This is a genomic window from Stenotrophomonas sp. 3(2025) (assembly GCF_052665395.1).
Map to the genome: position 1 here is coordinate 1 of NZ_JBQOIF010000002.1, position 22,433 is coordinate 22,433.

Genomic DNA, 22,433 nt, shown 5'->3' on the forward strand with positions numbered 1-22,433 from the left:
GGAAGTGAAACGTAGCTGCGCCGATGGTAGTGTGGCCTAAGCCATGCGAGAGTAGGTCATCGCCAGGGTTTATACCCAAAACCCCGCTGCTCACGCAGCGGGGTTTTTCTTTGTGCACGAGAAACCCAGGGTAGTGCTGGCCACTGGCCGGCAACCAGGTGCAGCCGCGTGGTGTTCATGAGGTTCCCGGCCAGCGGCCGGCACTACCGGAACTCGATACCCACGCGTAGATGCGGCGCCCAGGCGGTGCCGCATTCTTTGGAGCGCAGCAGTTGGCGGAGATGCTTCGCCGCAGTGGCAGGTGCCCCCGACCCTCACCATCGTGTCGCGGGCAGCCTTGAACGGATTGCGTTCGTACTCGTTGAGCCGACGAACCCTGCCGCTAACCACGCCCAACAAAAAGGCGGCGCCCTGCGGGCGCCGCCTTCCATGCAGCAGACGCAGGCCCGGATCAGTCGATCAACGCGGCCTCGCGCCGGCGGAACACCGATACCGCCTGGTTCAGTGCACCGGCCTGCGACTGCAGTTCACGTGCCGCCGCAGTGGCTTCTTCCACCAGCGCCGCGTTCTGCTGCGTGGCCTGGTCCATCTGCACCACCGTCTGGTTGATCTGCTCGATACCGGAGGACTGCTCCTGTGACGCCGCCGAGATCTCGCGCATGAGGTGGCTTACGTTCTCCACGCCGCCAACGATGCCCTGCATGCGCTGTCCGGCATCGGCCACCAACTGGGCGCCCTCGCCGACCTGACGTCCTGCCTCGTCGATGAGGACCTTGATCTCCTGGGCCGCCGCCGCCGATCGCTGCGCGAGCACACGGACCTCGCTGGCGACGACCGCGAACCCGCGTCCCTGTTCGCCGGCGCGTGCCGCTTCAACCGCTGCGTTGAGCGCGAGGATGTTGGTCTGGAAGGCAATGCCGTCGATCACGCCGGTAATGTCGCCGATCCGCTTCGACGCGCCTTCGATGGCCTGCATGGTGTCGACCACCCGCTGCATGGCGTGGTTGCCATCACTGGCTGCGCCCTGGGTGGAGGCGGCCAGCTCGCTGGCCTGTCGCGCATGCGCCGCATTCTGGCGCACGGTGGCGGTCAGCTCCTCCATCGAGGCGGCCGTTTCCTGTAGATGAGCGGCCTGTCGCTCGCTGCGCTCGGACAGCGCGCCGTTGCCGGCGGCGATTTCGCTGGCCGCTGTGCTGATGGTGGTGGCGCAGTGCTGGATGTGGCCGACCATGCGCGCCAGCTGGCCGGCGGTGGCGTTGGCATCGCGCTGGATGGCGGCGAACGCGCCGTGGTACTCGCCCTGCATGCGACGGTCGAGATCGCCGTTGGCCATCGCCGAAAGCATCTGCCGGACTTCGTCGACAGTGCTGCCCAGTGTGTCCAGCAGCTGGTTGATGCCCCCGGTCAGGCCGTCGAGGAAGCTGGCGCCTTCGCTGGCCTGCAGGCGCTGTTCCAGATCACCCTGCGCGGCGGCATCGACAATCCCGGCGACGGCATTCTCCAGCGTCAGTTCGTGGGTACGGTCATGCCATTCCACCGCAAAACCCAGGCGCGCGCCCTGTGCGTCGAACACTGGGGTGACGACCTGGGCGAAGTGCACCGGCCCGATCCGCACCTTGCCGTTGTGTGTCGCCTGCAGCCCATTGAGGATGCCGCGGATGCGGTCAGGGTTGGCATGGAAGCGATGGATGCTGCTGCCAACCAGCCGCTCGGCGTCGAAATCGGGGAAGGCCTGGCGCAGCGTGGCCTGCTGGTTGCGCAGCAGCGCCACCACCGAGCGGTTGACGTAGCGGATGACGTGATCGTTGTCTGCAATCATCATCGCCGTGCGTGAGGCATCCAGTGCCTTGCGAATCTGCGCGTTCTCGGCGTGTACCTCGGCCTCGCGGCCGCGCTGTGCCTGCACATGGCGTGCGGTATCGGCCAACGCGTGGGCCAGTGAGCCGGGCGCGTAGCTGCGTGCGTCGGTGTGTGCGCCGAGGTCGGCGCCGGTGGCGATGTCGCGCGCCAATGCCGCCAGGCGGTGCGGCCCGTGACCCAGCGCTTCGCTCTGTTGGCGCAGGCGTGCGGCGGTCTGGCCCAGCACCAGCGTCAGCACCGCCAGGGCCATGCCATTCAACAGCGGCGGCAGGACGGCCGCCCCATCAGGCAACGGCGCCAGCAACGCACTGACACCCACGGCGCCGGCCAGCCACAACGGCATACGGTCACGCTGGATGAGCAGCACGCCCAGCAGCAGCGCGATGGGCAATGCGGCATTCCATCCGCTGATATGGCAAAGCAGGCTCAACTGCAGCGCCAGCACGACGGCCAGGCCGTTGCGCGCGAGCGCATGGCCGGCCTGGCGCCAGCCCAGCCAGGCGGCTGGCAGCACCGCGGTGGCAACGGCGCTCGCAGCGGGCACCGACGTGCCGCGCACGGCCAGTACAAGGCCGATCGCTGCCAACACGCCGCTGCCCAGCAGCAGGCGACGATCGCTCCGCTCGGCCAGCTGTTGCAGATAGGGGAGGCGGCCCTGGTCGGGCGGGCGGGAGGACGCAATGGACATCGGCAACTCCTGGATCAACGGACGGCAACGACCCTGCAACGCCCTGCGCGGGTGAGCGCGACGACGGCATGGCCGGGGAATTCGGGGAATGCGGCGCAGGCAGCGACGCGGAGGACGGACACCGTGGCCACATCCTGTGGATGACGGTGCAGCAGACGGGACATGCGGACTTCCTTGCAGAACCAGGAACGAGCCGCAGGCACAAAGGGCCTGCGTGCTGTGGACGCAGGCGCCCACTACCGTTCTATCGGCCGCACTGGCGCAGAGTGAAGTGCGCGCGGCCGACGATGGTCAGCGTGCGTTGGCGTTTTCGCTCAGGAACGCATTGATGACGGCGGCGATTCGTGCCGGGTGTTCCATGTGCAGGTGATGGTTGCCGGGGAATACCGCCAGGCGGCCATCACGCAGATGCTGCAGGCGCTCGCTGCGCATCGGTTCGGGATAGTACGACTGTGCAGGCGTGGCATAGATCACCTGGGTCGGACAGGTGATGGCCTGCAGCAGGTTGTCGATCTGGCCTTCGCTGAGGCGGATCGCGGTGGGCAGCATCAGGCGCGGATCGCTGCACCAGCGATAGCCGCCTTCGACCGGCTCGACACCGCGTTCGACCAGCAGGCGCGCGCAGCCTTCGCTGAGCTGGTTGGTCATCATCCGCGCCCGGATCGGTGCGGCCAGATCCGGGAACACGCGCAGCTGCTTGCGTGCCAGTGCCCGGGTGGCGTCGACGTGCTCGCGCAGGCGGCTGGCGGTCTCTTCTTCCGGCCCGCGCAGGCCGCCGAGTGCCTCGATGGCGACCAGCCGTTCGATGCGATCACTGACCGCTGCGGTGAGGCTGGCGATGCCGGCACCCATCGAATGGCCGATCAGGGTGAACCGGTCCCAGCCCAGTGCATCGGCGACATCGAGGACATGGGTGATCGCTGCTGGCGTGGTGTACACCGCCCCGATCGGCAGATGCGCGCTGTGGCCGTGCCCGGGCAGATCGATCGCCACCAGGTCCAGGTGCGGAAGATGCGGCGCCAGCGGTACGAAGCTGGCCGCATTGTCGAGCCAGCCGTGCAGGGCCAGCACCCGCGGACCCTCACCCGGCCGGCGCAGGCCGGCGACGCGGACGCCCGCGACCGGCAGCTCAAACGGCTGCAGGCTCATGCCAGCGAGGCCACGGCCAGCCGAGCCAGTGCGCGAGCGTGTTCCGGTGCGGCGTTGAGGCAGGGGATGTAACGCATCTGCGCGCCGCGCTCGGCCAGTGTTTCGGTGAAGCCCATGGCGACTTCTTCCAGTGTTTCCAGGCAGTCGGTGGCAAACCCGGGGCAGACGACGTCGATCTGCTTCACCCCCGCTTCGGCCAGCTCCCACAGGCTGGGCTCGGCGTAGGGCTGCAGCCAGCGTTCGCGGCCGAAGCGCGACTGGTAACCCATCTGCCAGTCGTCCGCGCCCAGGCCCAGTGCTGCGGCGATCGCGCGTGCACTTGCCTCGCAGCGCTGCGGATAGGGATCGCCTGCATCGGCAAGGCGCTGCGGAATGCCATGGAAGGAGAACATCAGCTTCTGGCCGCGACCCTGCTGCTGCCAGTAGCGCTGGATCGAGCCGGCAACGGCGGCGACCCAGTCCGGATCGATCGAATAGTCCTGCACCAGGCTGACGGTGACCTGCGGGTTCCTGCGCTGCCAGGCATCCACACGATCCTCGACCGAGGCCGTGGTGGTGGTCGAATACTGCGGATACAGCGGCAATACCACGATGCGGCGCACGCCCTCGGTGGCCAGCCGATCCAGTTCGGTGGTGAGCGCGGGTTCGCCGTAGCGCATCGCGTGGCGTACGCGCAGCGTCGGCAGCAATGCCTGCATCGCCTGCGCCAACTGGCGGGTGTGGACCATCAGCGGCGAGCCTTCCGGCAGCCACACCTGGGCGTACTTGGCGGCTGAACGGCTGCTGCGCAGCGGCAGGATCAGACCGCGCAGCAGGGGCTGCCACAGCAGTGCCGGCAGCGAGACCACGCGCCGGTCGGACAGGAATTCGGCCAGATAACGGCGAACGGCGGGAGCCGTCGGCGTCTCGGGCGTGCCTAGGTTGACCGCCAGTACGGCGGTATCGGGTGCGTCGAGCATGGGCAGTATTGTCGCCGATTCCGCTGTCACGTCGGCATGCAGGGTTCGGATGGATGTCATCGATGAGGCCAATATGAGCAGGCAACGCTCATTGGGGATTCATCACAACACTACTAATTTCAGTCACTTGCTATATCTTCCTATGGACTGACTTCTGGAGCCTGCCATGCGTCGCCCGATCCAAGCCCTGCTGATCGCCGCCAGCCTGCTGTCCAGCCAGGCCATGGCCGGACCGCAGGAAGACCAGCGCGCCCGCAACGCGGTGCGTGTACTGGCTGAAATCCAGGGAATCCCTGAACAGGGCATTCCGGACAAATTGCTCGACGAAGGCCGCGCGGTCATCGTCATTCCCGACACGATCAAGGCCGGTCTGGTGATCGGCGGCCGTCGTGGCCACGGCCTGATGTCGGTGCGCATGCCCAATGGTGCGTGGTCCAACCCGGTATTCATCAAGCTCACCGGCGGCAGCATCGGCTTCCAGGCCGGTGTGCAGTCCTCCGACGTGGTGCTGGTGTTCCGCAACGACCGCAGCCTGGACAACCTCGTCAACGGCAAGTTCACCCTCGGCGCCGATGCCGGCGTGGCCGCCGGTCCGGTGGGCCGCAATGCCGCGGCCGCCACCGATGGCCAGCTGAAGGCCGAGATCTGGTCGTGGTCGCGCGCCCGTGGCCTGTTCGCCGGCGTCGCCCTGGATGGGGCGATCCTGCAGATCGACGATGCCGCCAACCTCGACGCGTACGGCAGCAACACCACCCCGCGGATGATCTTCGAGGGCCGCGCGGCTGGCTCGCCGTCCATGGATGTGGTCGCTTTCCGTGATCGCCTGGAAGAGGCGACCTACGCGGCGCGCAACAACCGCAATGGTGGCAATGACGCACCGCGTACGGCGGCCGCTGCAGCGCCTGCCCCGCAGCCTGTTCAGGCAGCGCCGGCGGCACCCGCTGAAGCGACCACGGCGCCGCTGCAGGCCGTGCCGCAGACCCCGCCGCCGGCCCAGCAGGGTTTCCAGCCGGTCAACGACGGTGAAATCCGCACTGAAACACTGGGCAACAACTGACTTTCGTCACGCGCGCCGGCTAACAGCCGGTGCGCTATGCTCGGCAATCTGATCACTAACGTAACGAGCGACTTATGGGCAGTTTCAGCATCTGGCATTGGTTGGTCGTGCTCGCCATCGTCCTGCTGGTGTTCGGCACCAAGCGCCTGACCAGTGGTGCCAAGGACCTCGGCTCGGCGGTCAAGGAATTCAAGAAGGGCATGCACGACGACGACAAGCCGAACGCGCAGTTGGGCGACGAGTCGCGCAGCCAGGACGCCTCGCGCACCGCGCAGGACGAGCACGACCGCAAGCCGCGTTGATCCGGAGCGGTTGCGGTGTTTGATATCGGCTTCAGCGAACTGCTGGTGATCGCGGTTGTCGCCCTGGTGGTGCTCGGACCTGAGCGCCTGCCCAAGGCGGCCCGTTTCGCCGGGCTGTGGGTACGCCGCGCGCGCAATCAATGGGATTCGGTCAAGCAGGAACTGGAACGCGAACTGCAGGCCGAAGACATCAAGCGGCAGATGCAGGACGTGCGCCAGGGCATGCAGGACACCGAGAACCAGCTGCGTGCCAGCGGCGAAGCCATGCGCCGCGAAGCCGAGCAGATGCAACAGCACAGCGACACCCTGGCGCAGCAGGTGCGTGCACCGGCCCCGGCCGAACAACCCCCCCATCTGGCGGATGCGCCCGAGCCGGGGGTGGCGTCGACTGAAGGTGCAGCCATTACGCCCGCCACCGCTGACGCTGCGGGCGATGCCGTTGCTGATGCCCCGGCAGAAACGCCTGCGCGCACGGAGCGCCCGTCATGAGCGAACACGACTTCGGCGAAAGTTCGCTGGTGGAACACCTGGTTGAACTGCGCTCGCGCCTGGTGCGTGCGCTGCTGGGGCTGGGCGTTGTGCTGCTGGGCCTGCTGCCGTTCACCCAGAAACTTTACAACGCACTGGCCGAGCCGCTGATCTCGCAGTTGCCCAATGGGCAGACGATGATCGCCACCAACCCGGCCGGCGCCTTCTTCGCGCCGTTGAAGCTGACGTTCTTCGTGGCCCTGTTCGTGGCCGTGCCATGGCTGCTGTACCAGCTGTGGGCCTTCGTCGCGCCGGGCCTGTATGCACGCGAGAAGCGTCTGGCGATGCCGTTGCTGGTCTCCTCGGTGCTGCTGTTCTACACCGGCTGCGCCTTTGCCTATTTCCTGGTGCTGCCGGCGGTCTTCCACTTCCTCACCACCTTCAGCCCGGAAGTGATCGCGATCACGCCGGATGCGAATGCCTACCTGGATTTCGTGCTGGCGATCTTCTTCGCCTTCGGCGGCAGCTTCGAGCTGCCGGTGGCGATGGTGATCCTGGTGCTGCTGGGCTGGATCACGCCGCAGCAGTTCAAGGAAGGACGCGGCTATGCGATCGTCGGCATCTTCGTGCTCGCCGCGATCCTGACCCCGCCGGACGTGGTGTCGCAGCTGATGCTGGCGATCCCGATGTGCCTGCTGTACGAGCTGGGCATCCACGCCGCGCGCTGGCTGGTGCCGTCTTCGGTGGTCAAGAAGCCTGCGGCCTGATCCCCGGTAGCGCCAGGCCATGCCCGGCGTTCGTGGGGAGGTGACATCCATCCGCCGGGCATGGCCCGGCGGCGCTACCGTTGAGCCCCGCTCAAGCGTGGAAGACGTCGTTGGCAGGCGGCGACTGTGGCACCGGCGGTGCGCCGCGGCTGCCGCGATGCACGAACATCTGCTTCCAGGCCGCATAGACGGCGCCGACATACAGCGGCATCAGCACCGTGGTGAACACCAACTGCGCGATGAAGGCCGCCGCCAGCGGGCCGCCCAGCAGCATGCCGAGCTGGACCACGATCACGAACAGCACATAGACGCAGAACGCGGCGATCAGGCCGAGCACGGTGAACACGGCGGTGGCGCCGATGTTCTCGATGCAGCCCTGCAGGCTCAGGCGAAGCGCGTGCATGCCGCTCTGGCGGTCGAACACCACCAGTGCCGGCTGGGTGAACATCGCCAGGGTCAGCGCCACGGCGGTGCAGAACACCAGCAGCATCCACAGCGCGATGCGCTGCGCGGGCAGGTTGGCGACCAGTTCGGCGGCGGTTTCCGGACTGATCTGCTGCCCGCTGCGGCCGAGTTCCTGCATCTTGGTCATGGTGTCGCTGAAGGCGGTGAAGCCCTCGCGGCCGATCATCAGGTACAGCAGCGCGCCCAGCAGCAGCACGGCCAGCACCTGGATCGCCAGCGGCACCAGCAGGTGGCTGACACGACGGTCGCGGATCGGCTGCAGCAGATGGGTGGCCAGGCCGGGACGGCCCTGGTCGATCTCACCCATGGCGTACAGCATGCCGCCGAACATCACCGGTGAAATCACCAGCGTCATCATCTGCAGGGCCAGGCCGGCGGTGCCGGGCAGCATCGTCCCCAGCAGGGTGACCACCCAGTTCACCAGCAGCCAGGTCAGGCCGATCCGGGCCAGCTGCAGCGGCGCACGCCGATACAGCGAGAACGTATCCAGCAACCACTGGGCGCCCGCCGAGGCTGGCAGCTTGCGAATCTCTTTCATGGACATCCGGGGGGGGACAGGAGGGGCCGGGCGGTATGCCCGTGCCGCCGATTATCCCTGTTTTGCCATCGGCTGGGCTGAAGACAGCCGGGCCTGGCGGACAAAGCGCCGCAACAGCTGGCGCGCCAGCGGCGCGGCGCTGACCGCGCGCTCGATGCTGCGCGCGCAACCGCCATGACGGCCGATGCAGTCGGCGCGTGCGCGCACGTAGCCACGCATGTGGTGGGTGGCAAATTCCGGATGGAACTGCACGCCCCAGGCCTGGCGGCCCCAGCGGAAGGCATGGCAGCCATCCAGCGGCGAGCGCGCCAGCACGGCGGCACCTTCGGGTACGCGCAGCACGGTCTGCAGGTGGGTGGCGTGGGCCGCGAAGTGGCTCGGCAGGCCCTGGAACAACGGGTCCTGCGCAGCCTGCGGGTCCAGTGCCAGTTCAATCGTTCCCGATTCGCGCCCGGCGGGGTTGTAGGCCACTTCGCCGCCCAGCGCGTGGGCCAGCAGCTGGTGGCCGTAGCAGATGCCGAACACCGGCACGTCGTCATGCGCGGTCTGCCGCAGCCAGGCGGCACTGCGTTCGCTCCATTCGGCGTGGTCGGTGACGAAGGCGGCCGAGCCGGTTACCAGCACGCCAGCGAACTGGCGTGGGTCGGGCAGGTCGGCGCCGTGCTCGACGTCGACCACGACGGTCTCGTGTTCTTCCAGGCCGGCGGCAACCCGGATCCAGTGCGGAAAGCGCCCGTAGCGGCGCAACGACGGCACGGGGCGGCCGGTTTCAAGGATCAGGAAGGGCGCTGGATTCATCCGGGGGAGGCAGTACGGACAGGACTTCCTCGATTGTAGTCAGCCCCTGTGCCACCTTTTCAAGCCCGGCCTGGCGCAGGGTTCGCACTCCTTCAGCACGCGCGGCACGGTTGAAACCGGCCAGATCCATGTCCGCACGGATCAGCCCGCGCAGGCGCGAGCCCAATGGCAGCAACTCATACAGGCCGATGCGGCCGAGGAATCCGGTGCGCCGGCACTCCAGGCAACCGACCGGCCGACAGGGCGTGGCGGCATCTGGATATGCAGCTTCGCTATCAGCCAGCACTGCCCAATCGGCCCGGCCGAGGGTGTGCGGCTGCTTGCAGTGCGGGCACAGGGTGCGAACCAGGCGCTGGGCGAGGATGCCGTTGACGGTGGATGACAGCAGGTAATGCGGTACGCCCAGGTCGAGCAGGCGGGTGATGGCCGAGGGCGCGTCGTTGGTGTGCAGGGTGGACAGCACCAGGTGGCCGGTCAGCGAGGCCTGCACCGCCATCTGCGCGGTTTCCAGGTCGCGGATCTCGCCGATCATGATGATGTCCGGATCCTGCCGCAGCAGGGTGCGCACGCCGCTGGCGAAATCCAGGTCGATGTTGGTCTGCACCTGCATCTGGTTGAATTCCGGCGCGATCATCTCGATCGGGTCTTCCACCGTGCATACGTTGACGTCCGGCGTGGCCAGCCGCTTCAGGGTGGAATACAGGGTGGTGGTCTTGCCCGAACCGGTCGGGCCGGTGACCAGCACGATGCCGTGCGGGCGCTCGACCAGGGCGGTCCAGCCGGCCGCTTCCTGCGGGCTGAAGCCGAGCTGGTCGATGCTCTTGAAGGCCGCTTCCGGGTCGAAGATGCGCATCACGCATTTCTCGCCGAAGGCGGTCGGCATGGTCGACAGGCGCATTTCCACTTCACGGCCGCCGGGCGAGCGCGTCTTGATGCGACCATCCTGCGGGCGCCGGCGCTCGGCCAGGTCCATGCGTCCGAGCACCTTGATACGGCTGACCACAGCGGTCATCACCGCCGGTGGCACTTCGAACACCTTGTGCAGCACGCCGTCGATGCGGAAGCGCATGCGCCCCATGTCGCGGCGGGGCTCCAGGTGGATGTCCGAGGCGCGCTGCTCGTAGGCGTACTGCAGCAGCCAGTCGACGATGTGCACGATGTGCTGGTCGTCGGCATTGACGTCGCCGGTGCGGCCCAGGTCCACCAGCTGCTCGAAGCTGGGCAGGGTGGTGTTGGCCTCACCCCGTACGTCGCCACGGGCACCGCGCACCGAGCGGGTGACGCCGAAGAACTCCATGGTGTAGCGGTGCAGGTCCAGCGGATTGACCACCGCCAGCTCGATGCGCAGGCGGGTCAGGTGCTGCAGGTCGCGCAGCCATTCCTGCGCCAGCGGCTCGCTGGTGGCCACCAGCACGCGTTCGCCATCCACCGCCAGCGGCAGGAAGCGATGGCGGCGCGCGTAGGCGTGCGAGGCCACGGCGGTGACCGAGGCGACGTCGACCCGGGTCGGGTCGATGCGCAGGTAGCGGCTGCCGGTGCGCTGGGCCAGCCACTCGGTGAGGCGTTCCAGATTGAGGTCGCCGCCGTCGCTGGCGGCCAGTTTGAGGTTGGACAGCAGCACCAGTGGATGCACTTCACTGGCGTTGCGGGCGCCCTGTGCGGAAAAACGGATGCGCTCGCGCTCGTGCGCAGCCACCACGCCGTCGGCCAGCAGGGCCGCCGCAACCTGTTCGAACTGCAGGCGACCGGGCGGCAACGGTGCCGCGCCAGGCTCGCCGGGCGTGCCCGTGGGCAGCCGATGTTCCATCCACCTGCTCCTTCCGGGTACGGAATGCCCCGCAGGTCGGCCGTTATACTAGCGCACCCCTTTGCCGGCCAAGACTCGTCCGCATGTCCGCGACCCCGACCGTTCCGATCACCTTCCAGGGCCTGATCCAGACCCTGAACCAGTTCTGGGCCCAGCAGGGCTGCGTGCTCATCCAGCCGCTCGACCTGGAGGTGGGCGCCGGTACCTTCCACCCGGCCACCTTCCTGCGTGCGATCGGTCCGGAAACCTGGAACGCGGCCTACGTGCAGCCGTCGCGGCGCCCGACCGATGGCCGCTACGGCGACAACCCGAACCGCCTGCAGCGCTACTACCAGTACCAGGTGGCGATGAAGCCGGCACCGGACAACATCCAGCAGCTGTACCTGGATTCGCTGAAGGCGGTGGGCATCGATCCGCTGGTGCACGACCTGCGCTTTGTCGAGGACAACTGGGAATCGCCGACCCTGGGTGCCTGGGGCCTCGGCTGGGAAGTCTGGCTCAACGGCATGGAGGTGACCCAGTTCACCTACTTCCAGCAGGCCGGTGGCCTGGAGTGCCGGCCGGTGCTGGGCGAGATCACCTATGGTCTCGAGCGCCTGTGCATGTACCTGCAGAACTGCGACAACGTCTACGACCTGGTCTGGACCTACGGCCCGGATGGGCAGCCGGTGACCTACGGCGACGTCTACCACCAGAACGAGGTGGAGCAGAGCACCTACAACTTCGAATACGCCGACGTGGAAGAAATGTTCCACCGCTTCGATGCCTGCGAGCGCGAAGCGCAGAAGCTGGTGGAAGTGAACCTGCCGCTGCCGGCCTACGAACAGGTGATGAAGGCCAGCCACACCTTCAACCTGCTCGATGCGCGCCGTGCGATCAGCGTGACCGAACGCCAGCGCTACATCCTGCGCGTGCGCGCGCTGGCCCAGGCGGTGGCCAAGGCCTACTACGAGCAGCGCGAGAAGCTGGGCTTCCCGGGCGCGAAGAAGGCCTGACGGCCCGTTCTCCCATCACGCGTTTCACCTACTACCCCAGGGGCGCCGGCCGCGTCGCGCGCTGCGCCCCCACCACAGGATCGAACCGATGAGCCACTTGTCTCCCCTGCTGATTGAACTGGGCACCGAAGAGCTGCCGGTCAAGGCACTGCCGGGCCTGGCCCAGGCCTTCTTCGACGGTGTTGTCGACGGCCTGCGCAAGCGCGGCGTGGAACTGGAGCTGGGCGATGCACGCCCGCTGTCGACCCCGCGCCGCCTGGCCGTGCTGCTGCCGGGCGTTGGCCTGGAGCAGCCGGAACAGCACAGCGAAGTGCTGGGCCCGTACCTGAACATCGCGCTGGACGCCGAAGGCCAGCCGACCAAGGCGCTGCAGGGGTTCGCGGCCAAGGCCGGGATCGACTGGACCGCGCTGGAAAAGACCACCGACAACAAGGGTGAGCGCTTCGTGCACCGTGCGGTGACCCCGGGCGCGCGCACCGCTGCGCTGCTGCCGGAGATCCTGCGCGAGGCCATCGCCGGCATGCCCATTCCCAAGCCGATGCGCTGGGGCGACCACAGCTGGGGCTTCGCGCGCCCGGTGCACTGGCTGGTACTGCTGCACGGCGGTGACGTGGTCGAGGCCGAACTGTTCGGCCTGAAGGCCGACCGGATGAGCCGCGGCCACCGTTTCCTGCACGACAAGACCGTGTGGCTGACCCAGCCGCAGGACTATGTGGAATCGCTGCGCGCCGCCTTCGTGCTGGTTGACCCGGCAGAGCGTCGCCAGCGCATCGTCGCCGAGGTGGAAGCCGCTGCAGCCACCGCCGGTGGCAGCGCACGCATCACCGAGGACAACCTGGAGCAGGTGGTGAACCTGGTCGAGTGGCCGTCGGCGGTGCTGTGCAGCTTCGAGCGCGCGTTCCTGGCGGTGCCGCAGGAAGCGCTGATCGAGACGATGGAGATCAACCAGAAGTTCTTCCCGGTGCTGGATGACGGCGGCACGCTGACCGAGAAGTTCATCGGCATCGCCAACATCGAGTCCAAGGACGTGGCCGAAGTGGCCAAGGGCTACGAGCGGGTGATCCGCCCGCGCTTCGCCGATGCCAAGTTCTTCTTCGACGAAGACCTGAAGCAGGGCCTGCAGGCGATGGGCGAGGGCCTGAAGACGGTGACCTACCAGGCCAAGCTGGGCAGCGTGGCCGACAAGGTCGCGCGCGTGGTGGCGCTGGCCGAAGTGATCGCGCCGCAGGTCGGCGCCGATCCGCTGCTGGCCAAGCGTGCCGCGCAGCTGGCCAAGAACGACCTGCAGTCGCGCATGGTCAATGAGTTCCCGGAACTGCAGGGCATCGCTGGCCGCCACTACGCGGTGGCCGGTGGCGAATCGCCGGAGGCGGCGCTGGCCATCGACGAGGCCTACCAGCCGCGCTTCGGTGGTGATGACATCGCGCTGTCGCCACTGGGCAAGGTGCTGGCGATCGCCGAGCGCGTGGACACCCTGGCCGGCGGTTTCGCCGCGGGCCTGAAGCCGACCGGCAACAAGGACCCGTTCGCCCTGCGCCGCAACGCGCTGGGCCTGGCCCGCACGATCATCGAAAGCGGCTTCGAGCTGGACCTGCGCGTGCTGCTGGCCAGCGCCAACGCCGGGCTGGCCGCGCGCAACGTGCAGGCCGACGTGGCTGAGCTGTACGACTTCATCCTCGACCGCCTGAAGGGCTATTACAGCGACAAGGGCGTGCCGGCCAGCCACTTCAACGCGGTGGCCGAGCTGAAGCCGGCCTCGCTGTACGATTTCGACCGCCGCCTGGATGCGATCGGAACCTTCGCGGCGTTGCCGGAAGCCGAGGCGCTGGCCGCGGCCAACAAGCGCATCCGCAACATCCTGCGCAAGGCCGAAGGCGATATTCCGGGACAGATCGATGCGGCCCTGCTGCAGGAAGATGCCGAGCGCGCGCTGGCCGAAGCCGTGACTGCCGCCATCGACGATACCGGCGCCAGCCTGCACCAGAAGGACTACGTGGCCGTGCTGGCGCGCCTGGCCCGCCTGCGTCCGCAGGTCGATGCGTTCTTCGACGGGGTGATGGTCAATGCCGAGGATCCGGCACTGCGCGGCAACCGCCTGGCGCTGCTGACGATGCTGGGCGAGCGCCTGGGCAAGGTCGCGGCGATCGAGCACCTGTCCAGCTGATCGCCCACGATGGGTAGCGCCGGGCCACGCCCGGCGGTTGTTCTGCAGGCCGCGCTGCGCGCTCGCCGGGCATGGCCCGGCGCTACCCGGTGATGTCCATCGGAGCCATCGTCGGCATCGCACACGATGCCGGCGTCCGCGCATGCGGTCGCGACGATCGCCACAAAGGCGCGTATTTTGACCGCCACTTAACAACCGATCCGGATTGACGTGATGCATTTCGCATCGTCACCTTCGGTCGGTATGCTGTGCCGCATGCAGCCAACGAAATACGCCCTGCCGCTGATGGTCCTCTCGCTTTGCGCCACTTCCGTGGCCCATGCGCGCGGCACCATCGACAAGGTGGACATCAAGGGATTGGACAAGGGCGACGACGCCGCGATCATCGAGAACATCCAGGAATCGCTGTCGTTGTTCGACACGATCGGCAAGGAGCAGGGCGAGTCGCGCCTGGAATACCTGCTGTCTCAGGCCGAGCGGCAGACCCGCCAGGCGCTGGAACCGTTCGGGTACTACAACCCGGTGATCAAGGTCGAGGCGCCACGCCAGGACGAGCACGTCACCGTGCTGATCCATGTCGACAAGGGCCAGCCGGTGCTGGTGCGCCGCGAGCATATCGACATCACCGGTCCTGCGATGTACGACCAGTACCTGCAGGACGACCTGGCCGCGTTCAAGCCGCGCAAGGGCCAGCGCTTCGAACACACCCAGTACGAAGCCAGCAAGATCACCGTGACCCGGCGCCTGGCCGAGCGTGGCTACTTCGACGCCGACTACACCCAGCGCCAGGTGCAGATCACCCGCGCGGACAACGCTGCCGACATCGACCTGACCTGGGACAGCGGCCGCCGCTACAACATGGGCCCGGTGACCTTCGAGCAGAACTATTTCGACGACAAGCTGTTCGACCCGCTGGTGTACTGGGACCAGGGCAGCTACTTCCACGAAGGCAAGCTGGACCGCCTGCGCGAGTCGCTGACCAAGCTCGATTACTTCAGCGTGATCGACATCCAGCCGCGCCCGGACCAGGCCGATGAGAATGGCGAGGTGCCGGTCGATGTGAAGCTGACGCGGGCCAAGCGCAGCATCTATTCCTACGGCCTGAGCTACGGCAGTGAAAGTGGCGCGGGTGTGCGTGGCGGCCTTGAGCGGCGCTACCTGAACAGCCGCGGCCACAAGATGAACACCCAGCTGGACTATGCGCAGAAGCGCAAGAGCCTGATCACCAGCTACCGCATTCCCGCATTCAACTGGCTGGATGGTTGGTACACCTTCGCCGCCAGTGCCTACGACGAGCAGACCGACTACATCGATCTGCGCAACTTCAAGCTGATCGCCAGCCGCAGCGGCGAGATCAACGAGAACTGGACCGCCATCGCCTCGATCAACGCGCTGCGCGAGCGCTGGCGCTATGCCTCGGGCACCGAATTCACCGATGCGGTCTACAACACGTCCACGCTGGTCTACCCGCAGATCGTGGCCGACTACGTGAAGGTGGACGACGAGCTGTTCCCGCGCAGCGGCATCAGTGGCACCGCGACGGTGCGTGCCGGCGTCGAAGGCGTCGGATCGGACACCAGCTTCGTGCAGGCCAATGCCGTGCTGCGCTGGTACATCCCGGTGGGGCCGACCAATCGCCTGATTCTGCGCGGCGAAGGCGGCACCACATGGACCAGCGACCTGGTGGCGATGCCGCCCAGCCTGCGCTACTTCGCCGGTGGCGACCGCAGCATCCGCGGCTATGCCTACCGTGAGGTCGGACCGCGTACGCCGAAACCGGACAAGTACGCGCTCGGTGCCAAGCACCTGGTGGTCGGCTCGGCCGAATACGAGCACTACTTCAATGGCGGCCCGTGGGGTGCAGCGGTGTTCGTCGATACCGGCAGTGCTTTCGATACCAACATCGACCTGCATACCGGCGTCGGCTTCGGCGTGCGCTGGAAATCGCCGGTGGGCCCGGTGCGGGTCGATATCGCGCACGGTCTGAACAACCCTGATTCGCAGTTCCAGCTGTACCTCAACATCGGAGCGGACCTGTGAGCACGCCCGCACCGACTCCGTCGCCGAACACGCCGCCGCGGCGCGTGCGCTTCTACCGCCGTCGCCGCTTCTGGGCATGGTCCGGCGCGGGCGTGATCGGCCTGGTGCTGGTCGCCCTGCTGGCCGTGTACTGGCTGCTGCAGACGGTGGCCGGCCGCGACGTGCTGCTGGCGCAGGTGGTGGCGCGCCTGCCGGTGGGTGCCAGCTTCACCTGGGACAAGGTCGATGGCCCGGTGGCCGGACCACTGACCCTGTACAACGTCGACTTCCGCTACGACGACATCCATTTCCACGCCGAGCGCGCGCACCTGGAGCCGGACCTGCGCCCGCTGCTGGGTCGCAAGCTGCTGCTGGACAAGCTGGAGCTGACCAACGCCACGCTCAACCTGGCCAAGAGCGATGAGCCGTTCAAGCTGCCGTCGTGGCCCGATTCGCTGCCGCAGATCGAAATGCCGCTGGCGATCCAGGCCGATGTGATCACCATCGACAGTTTCCGCATCAGCCAGGCCAACGAGCCGGTGATCGACATCAGCCGCGTGCGCGGTGGCATCGAGATCGCCAACGGCGAGTTCCAGGCGCGCAAGCTGGTGGTAGACAGCGACATGGGCAATTTCACTGCCCAGGGCCGCTACATCCCGGCCAAGGACTACGACACCGACGTCACCGTCACTGCGGTGCTGCCGGCACCGCGCGGGCGTACCGCGGCCACGGTCGGCCTGGTCGCGCGCGGTGATCTGGCGCATATGGAAGTGGCGTTGGCCGGTCGCGCACCGAAGCCGCTGCACGCGATGCTGGTGTTCGATGGCCGCACCGATCCGACCTGGAACGCGACCGTACGCAGCGACGAGCTGGACCTGGCGCTGTTGTCGCCGGCATTGGCCAGCTCGGCCATCGCACCGCTGGCATTGGACTTCACCGCCTCCGGCAAGGGCGGCAACGCCAACCTGCATGGCCGGGCGAAGCAGGGTGAGCAGGAACTGGAGCTGGCGCCCTCGGTGGTTTCGCTGCAGGACCAGGTGCTGAAGGTCTCGCCGCTGGTGGTCAAGGGCCTGGGCGGCGAAGCACGCCTGGAAGGTACCGCCGATTTCAGCCAGCAAGACCAGCAGAAGCTGAATTTCTCGGTGATCGCGCAGGACCTGACCTGGGTGCCGGCACCGGACCCGAACACCGCCGGCAGTTCGCCGGTGCCGGTGACGCTGAAGGAAGCGCGCTTCGGCCTGGCCGGTACCTTGAAGGCGTGGGCGGCGATCGGCCGTGCCGATGTCGAGCGCGAAAAGCAGAAGGCGCAGCTGCGCTTCGATGTGCGTGGCAACGATCAGGCTGCCGAGATCCGCGAACTGCAGGCGCAGACCCCGGGTGGCCAGCTGCAGGTGGAAGGCAAGGTGGCCTGGGCACCGCAGCTGGACTGGGAGGCCAAGGCCACGCTGAAGGATTTCGACCCGGGCTACTTCGCACCGGGCTGGGATGGCCGTCTGTCCGGCAATCTCGCGTCCAAGGGACGCCAGCTGCCGCCGCCGGCCAATGCGCCGCCGGACACTGCGGGCACGCTGGAGGCCACGGTGGACCTGCCGTCGCTGAAGGGCATCCTGCGCCAGCGCAATGTGGATGCCCAAGGCAAGTTCGCCCTGCAGGGTGAACAGGGCCAGGGTGAATTGAAACTGGCCGTCGGCAGCAGCCGGGTGACCGCCTCGGGCAAGGTCGGCGACCGCCTGGACATCGATGCGCGCTTCGAGCCGTTGCAGCTGAGCGATCTGCTGCCCGGCGCCGATGGTGGCCTGCGTGGCCAGGTGCAGGTGAAAGGCCCGCGCGATGCACCAGACATCACCGCAGATCTGGTCGGCAACAATCTCAACTGGGACGGCTATGGCGCTGAAGGCCTGAGCATCAAGGGCCGCCTGCCGTGGCGTGGCGACAGTGGCACGCTGGCGATACAGGGCCAGCAGGTCAATGCCGGCATGCTGCTGGAACGCTTGAACATCGATGCGCAGGGCAGTGTCTCCAACCTGCGCCTGGCCGCACAGACACGCAACGAACTGGGCGCGATCGAGCTGCAGGGCAGCGTGCGCCAGCAGGGCGAGCAATGGCGTGGCGAACTGGCCGCGCTGCGCATCGCACCGGTGAAGGGCGATGCGTGGGCACTGCGTGCGCCTGCGGCATTCGCCATCAACGGCAGCAACTACACGCTGGGCGAAACCTGTCTGGGTGCTGCGACCGGTGGCGCCCTGTGCGCGCATGCCAACTGGCCGCGCGAAGGCCTGGTGGTGCGCGGCGATGCGTTGCCGCTGGCGCTGGTGCAGCCGTGGTTGCCGCCACAGTCCGGCCGACGCATCTACCTGCGTGGCGAACTCAATCTGGACGCGCAGATCCGGCCGCGTGGCAACGCGTGGGAAGGGCACGTGGAAGTGCGCTCGGCCGAAGGCGGCGTACGCCTGGGCGAGAACCGCAACACCAGCCTGGCCGATGCCAACCGTGGCGAACTGGTGCGCTATGACCAGTTCTCTCTGAAGCTGGACATGACCCCGGCCAGCATCAAGGGCTATCTGGGCATGGGCTTCCAGGGCAACGGCTTCGTTGATGCGAAGATGCAGACCGGTTGGGAGCCGAGTGCGCCGCTCAACGGCGAGCTCTACCTCAACATGTCGCGCCTGTACTGGCTGGAACTGTTCTCGCCGGATGTGGTGCGCCCGACCGGCCTTATCGAAGGCCACGTGAGCCTGCGTGGCACGCGCGGCCAACCGTCGCTGGGCGGTGATGCACAGCTGAGCAACTTCAAGGGCGAGTTCCCGGCGCTGGGCCTGACCTTCGACCAGGGCAAGGGCAGCTTCGTCGCCCAGCCCGATGGGTCGGCCAAGATCACCGCGCAGGCCAATTCGGGCAAGGGCACGCTGTATGTCGACGGCGGCCTGTCCTGGTTCGGCGATGCACAGCCGCTGCAGCTGAAGATCCACGGCGAGAATGTGCTGCTGTCCAACACCAGCGAGCTGCGCATCATCGCCAATCCCAACCTGGACTTCACCCTGGCCAAGGCCGCGATGGAGCTGCGCGGAACGGTGCACGTGCCTGAGGCCGACATCGATCTGGAGCGCCTGGACCGCGGCACCTCGGTGTCCGAGGACGTGGTGGTGCTTGACCCGGCCGATCCGGAAGAGTCGCGTACCTCGCCGCTGGACATGGAGCTGGCCGTCAGCCTGGGCGACAAGGTCAAGATGAGCGGCTTCGGCCTGAAGGGCGCGCTGACCGGCAGGATGCAGGTCTGGGCCAAGCCGGGCCGCGAGATGACCGCCAACGGTGGCCTGGAAGTCAGTGGCCGCTACAAGGCCTATGGCCAGGACCTGACCATCACCCGCGGCAACCTCAACTGGAACTACAACGCGGTGTCCGACCCGCGCATCAACATCCGCGCCGAGCGCCGGATTGGTGATGTCACCGCCGGCATCGACGTGACCGGGCGCGCGCAGCAACCACGCGCCGATGTCTGGTCCGATCCGGCGATGTCGCAGTCCGAAGCGCTGGGCTACCTGGTGCTGGGGCGCAGCCTGACCGGTGCCAGCAGCGACCAGACCCAGCAGGTGAACGCCGCATCGGCCGCGCTGTCGGCCGGCAGCGGGCTGCTGGCTTCGCAGCTGGGTGCCAAGCTGGGCCTGGACGATGCCGGCGTCAGCCAGTCGCGCGCGCTGGGCGGCTCGGTGATCGGTGTGGGCAAGTACATTTCGCCCAAGCTGTACGTGGGCTACGGCGTATCGCTGGTGGGTGCCGGTTCGGTGATCACGCTGAAGTACCTGCTGCGCCGCGGCTTCGACGTGGAAGTGGAATCGAGCACGGTGGAAAACCGTGGCTCGTTGAACTGGCGGCGGGAAAAATAACGATGTGGTCGTGCCGGCCGCCGGCCGGCAACTGCACCGGATTTCCCGGTTCGGTGGGTTGCCGGCCAGCGGCCGGCCCTACCGTGCACGCATACCCAACCATCGGCCGTTGCCCCATCCGGCCCCAGCAGCTATGGTCCCGGGCTGTTCTGTCGTACCGGATTGCCTCATGTCGCCACGCAAAGCCCTCCCCACTGCCCTGGCCCTGGGCCTGACCCTCGCCGCCGGCGCCCATGCCGACGAAGGCATGTGGATGCCGACCCAGCTGCCGGAGCTGGCCAAGCCGCTGCAGGCGGCTGGCTTCAAGGGCAACCCGGCCGATCTGGCCAACGTGACCGCGCCGCCGCTGAGTGCGGTCGTGCGTGCCGGCGGTGGCACCGGCTCGTTCGTGTCGGCCGATGGCCTGCTGCTGACCAACCACCACGTGGCGATGGGCGTGATCCAGTACAACAGCTCGCCCGAGCACAACTTCATCAACGATGGCTTCATCGCCAAGGGTCGCGCCGACGAGCGTCCGGCCAATCCGGACTTCCGCGTGCTGGTCACCGTCGGCTTCGACAAGGTGACCGACCAGGTGCTGGCACAGGCCAAGGGCAAGACCGGCCGCGCGTACTTCGACGCGGTGGATGCAGCCAGCAAGCAGATCGTGGCCGAGTGCGAGAAGGACGGCAGCGTGCGCTGCTCGGTGGCCAACATGTATTACGGCACCGACTTCTACCGCATCGCCCAGCTTGAGCTGAGCGATGTGCGCCTGGTCTATGCGCCACCGCGCGCGATCGGCAACTACGGCGATGAGATCGACAACTTCATGTGGCCGCGCCACACCGGCGACTTCACCCTGCTGCGTGCCTACGTGGGCAAGGACGGCAAGCCGGCCGCCTACAGCAAGGACAACGTGCCGTACCAGGCACCGGCGCACCTGCAGATGTCGGTGGAAGGCCCGAAGGAGGGCGACTACGCGATGCTGGCCGGTTACCCGGGCATCACCTACCGCCATCGCACCGCCGCCGAATTCGCTGGCCAGATCGATACCGTGCTGCCGCGCCGGGTGTCGGTGTTCCAGCAGATGATCGACACCATCGAAGCGGCCAGTGCCAAGGATGCGCAGGCACGTACCCGTTATGCCTCGCAGTTGCAGTCGCTGAAGAACAACCGCAAGCGCGCCGCCGGTGAGCTGGAAGGGCTGCTGCGCAGCGATGCCAAGGCCGAGCGTGCGGCCGACGAGCAGGCGATGCTGGCCGCCACCGATCGCAAGTACCAGGGCGACATCAAGGCGCTGCTGGCCAACCTGTCGCAGGGTGCGGCGGTGGGTGAGCGCGACCTGCTGCTGGAGCAGATGGCCGGCCAGAGCCAGCTGCTGCGCTCGGCACTACTGCTGGAACGCCTGCGCATTGAATCGGCCAAGCCGGACGCGCAGCGCGAGACCGGCTACCAGCAGCGCGACCAGGCGATGATCGAGGGCGTGCTGAAGCAGGTGCAGCGCCGCTATGCACCCGAGGTCGAGAAGGCGCTGCTGACCACCCTGTTGACCCGCTACCAGCAGCTGCCGGATGCGCAGCGCGTGGCTGAGTTCGACACGGCGTTCGGCCGTACCCCGGCACAGCTGGCGCAGGCGCTGGACACGCTGTATGCCGGCACCCAGCTGGGTGACGAAGCGCAGCGCCTGTCCCGCTTCGCCGCTGCCCGCGAAGGCAAGGCGCTGGCCGCCGATCCGCTGATTGCCGTGGCCGGCCCGCTGGTGGCCGCGCAGCTGCGCATCGAAAACGAGAGCAAGACCCGCGAAGGCGAACAGCTGCGCCTGCGCCCGGCCTACATGCAGGCCTTGTTCGCCTGGCGTGCCAAGCAGGGCCGTGCGGTGTACCCGGATGCCAACCGCACCCTGCGCATCAGCTACGGCAAGGTGGAAGCGCTGCACCCGCGTGATGGCGTGACCTATTCGCCGGTGACCACCGTGGCCGGCATCGTCGAAAAGAACACCAACGCCTATCCGTTCGATGCCCCCAAGCCGCTGCTGGCCGCGATTGCCAAGGGTGACTTCGGCAGCACCGCCGACCCCGCGCTGAAGACCCAGACGGTCAATTTCCTGACCAACCTGGACACCACCGGCGGCAACTCCGGCTCGCCGGTGCTCAACGCCAAGGGCGAACTGATCGGCCTGAACTTCGACAGCAACTGGGAGTCGGTCAGTGCCAGCTGGTGGTTCGACCCGCGCTACAAGCGCGCCGTGCACGTGGACATGCGCTACCTGCGCTGGCTGCTGGCCAAGGTCTACCCGGCACCTGAACTGCTGAAGGAAATGGGCGTTCCGGCGGAATAACGCCGGTTCCCGGTAGGCGCCCACGATCTCCCGGCAGGTGCCCACCGTCTTCCGGTAGGTCCCCACTGTTTCCTGGTGGGTGCCCACCGTTGGTGGGCACGGACGCCCCTGCCACGACCAACGGTCGTGACCCACCTTTGCGACCCCCCGTCGTGACCTACCATCACGATCAACGGTCGTGATCTACTGGATCTAC

General features: G+C 67.4%; 16 protein-coding genes. 9 read left to right on the forward strand and 7 right to left on the reverse strand.

Annotation, left to right across the window (positions count from 1 at the left end; genetic code table 11):
• Nucleotides 1-451 precede the first annotated feature (451 nt).
• The 4 genes from ACUXVE_RS01570 to hemH form a co-directional block, all read right to left on the reverse strand.
• Complete coding sequence (locus ACUXVE_RS01570; protein WP_445513685.1) at nt 452-2,548, reverse strand: methyl-accepting chemotaxis protein; 2,097 nt, start codon at nt 2,546-2,548, stop codon at nt 452-454.
• 14 nt (nt 2,549-2,562) lie between these two features.
• Entirely contained in the window at nt 2,563-2,712 is a 150-nt protein-coding gene (locus tag ACUXVE_RS01575) for a hypothetical protein (protein WP_222388105.1), read from the reverse strand.
• Between the two features lie 127 nt (nt 2,713-2,839).
• A complete protein-coding gene (locus ACUXVE_RS01580) occupies nt 2,840-3,697 on the reverse strand; it encodes an alpha/beta fold hydrolase (RefSeq protein WP_222388106.1) in 858 nt (285 codons plus the stop codon).
• Nucleotides 3,694-4,656: a ferrochelatase gene (hemH, locus tag ACUXVE_RS01585; RefSeq protein ID WP_033832561.1), complete on the reverse strand. Its 963-nt coding sequence runs from the start codon at nt 4,654-4,656 to the stop codon at nt 3,694-3,696. Before hemH ends, ACUXVE_RS01580 begins: the two co-directional genes overlap by 4 nt.
• Nucleotides 4,657-4,822: 166 nt before the next feature.
• Between hemH and ACUXVE_RS01590 the strand changes: the two genes are divergently transcribed.
• The 4 genes from ACUXVE_RS01590 to tatC all read left to right on the forward strand — a co-directional run bounded on the left by ACUXVE_RS01590 (nt 4,823) and on the right by tatC (nt 7,250).
• On the forward strand, nt 4,823-5,713 hold the full coding sequence (locus ACUXVE_RS01590) for a lipid-binding SYLF domain-containing protein (protein ID WP_222388107.1): 891 nt from the start codon (nt 4,823-4,825) through the stop codon (nt 5,711-5,713).
• Between the two features lie 74 nt (nt 5,714-5,787).
• Nucleotides 5,788-6,015 carry a Sec-independent protein translocase subunit TatA gene (gene tatA / locus ACUXVE_RS01595; protein WP_025878762.1) on the forward strand — a complete coding sequence of 76 codons (228 nt, stop codon included), beginning with the start codon at nt 5,788-5,790 and terminating at the stop codon, nt 6,013-6,015.
• Between the two features lie 15 nt (nt 6,016-6,030).
• Entirely contained in the window at nt 6,031-6,504 is a 474-nt protein-coding gene (tatB, locus tag ACUXVE_RS01600; protein WP_222388108.1) for a Sec-independent protein translocase protein TatB, read from the forward strand.
• Nucleotides 6,501-7,250 (forward strand): twin-arginine translocase subunit TatC, encoded by a 750-nt coding sequence (gene tatC, locus ACUXVE_RS01605; protein WP_025878764.1) that lies wholly within the window; start codon nt 6,501-6,503, stop codon nt 7,248-7,250. Before tatB ends, tatC begins: the two co-directional genes overlap by 4 nt.
• 91 nt (nt 7,251-7,341) lie before the next feature.
• Here tatC and ACUXVE_RS01610 read toward each other — a convergent pair whose 3' ends face one another.
• Genes ACUXVE_RS01610 through ACUXVE_RS01620 form a run of 3 tightly spaced genes read right to left on the reverse strand, consistent with a single transcriptional unit; the run spans nt 7,342 to nt 10,858 of the window.
• The gene (locus ACUXVE_RS01610; RefSeq protein WP_025878765.1) at nt 7,342-8,253 is read right to left on the reverse strand and encodes a BPSS1780 family membrane protein; all 912 of its coding nucleotides are present in this window, start codon (nt 8,251-8,253) and stop codon (nt 7,342-7,344) included.
• A gap of 51 nt (nt 8,254-8,304) precedes the next feature.
• Nucleotides 8,305-9,051, reverse strand: a complete 747-nt coding sequence (locus ACUXVE_RS01615; protein ID WP_093821105.1) for a glutamine amidotransferase — start codon at nt 9,049-9,051, stop codon at nt 8,305-8,307.
• Nucleotides 9,023-10,858 carry a GspE/PulE family protein gene (locus ACUXVE_RS01620; RefSeq protein ID WP_222388109.1) on the reverse strand — a complete coding sequence of 612 codons (1,836 nt, stop codon included), beginning with the start codon at nt 10,856-10,858 and terminating at the stop codon, nt 9,023-9,025. The genes ACUXVE_RS01615 and ACUXVE_RS01620 overlap by 29 nt, the downstream gene beginning before the upstream one ends.
• Before the next feature lie 83 nt (nt 10,859-10,941).
• Between ACUXVE_RS01620 and glyQ the strand changes: the two genes are divergently transcribed.
• The 5 genes from glyQ to ACUXVE_RS01645 all read left to right on the forward strand — a co-directional run bounded on the left by glyQ (nt 10,942) and on the right by ACUXVE_RS01645 (nt 22,237).
• A complete protein-coding gene (gene glyQ / locus ACUXVE_RS01625) occupies nt 10,942-11,853 on the forward strand; it encodes a glycine--tRNA ligase subunit alpha (RefSeq protein ID WP_089237912.1) in 912 nt (303 codons plus the stop codon).
• Nucleotides 11,854-11,941: 88 nt separating this feature from the next.
• Nucleotides 11,942-14,017: a glycine--tRNA ligase subunit beta gene (glyS, locus tag ACUXVE_RS01630; RefSeq protein ID WP_445513686.1), complete on the forward strand. Its 2,076-nt coding sequence runs from the start codon at nt 11,942-11,944 to the stop codon at nt 14,015-14,017.
• A gap of 243 nt (nt 14,018-14,260) precedes the next feature.
• Nucleotides 14,261-16,057, forward strand: coding sequence for an autotransporter assembly complex protein TamA (locus ACUXVE_RS01635; protein ID WP_081794577.1), 1,797 nt, complete (start codon nt 14,261-14,263; stop codon nt 16,055-16,057).
• The gene (locus ACUXVE_RS01640) at nt 16,054-19,920 is read left to right on the forward strand and encodes a translocation/assembly module TamB domain-containing protein (protein WP_445513687.1); all 3,867 of its coding nucleotides are present in this window, start codon (nt 16,054-16,056) and stop codon (nt 19,918-19,920) included. The genes ACUXVE_RS01635 and ACUXVE_RS01640 overlap by 4 nt, the downstream gene beginning before the upstream one ends.
• Nucleotides 19,921-20,089: 169 nt before the next feature.
• Nucleotides 20,090-22,237 carry a S46 family peptidase gene (locus ACUXVE_RS01645; RefSeq protein WP_445513688.1) on the forward strand — a complete coding sequence of 716 codons (2,148 nt, stop codon included), beginning with the start codon at nt 20,090-20,092 and terminating at the stop codon, nt 22,235-22,237.
• The last annotated feature ends 196 nt before the right edge of the window (nt 22,238-22,433 follow it).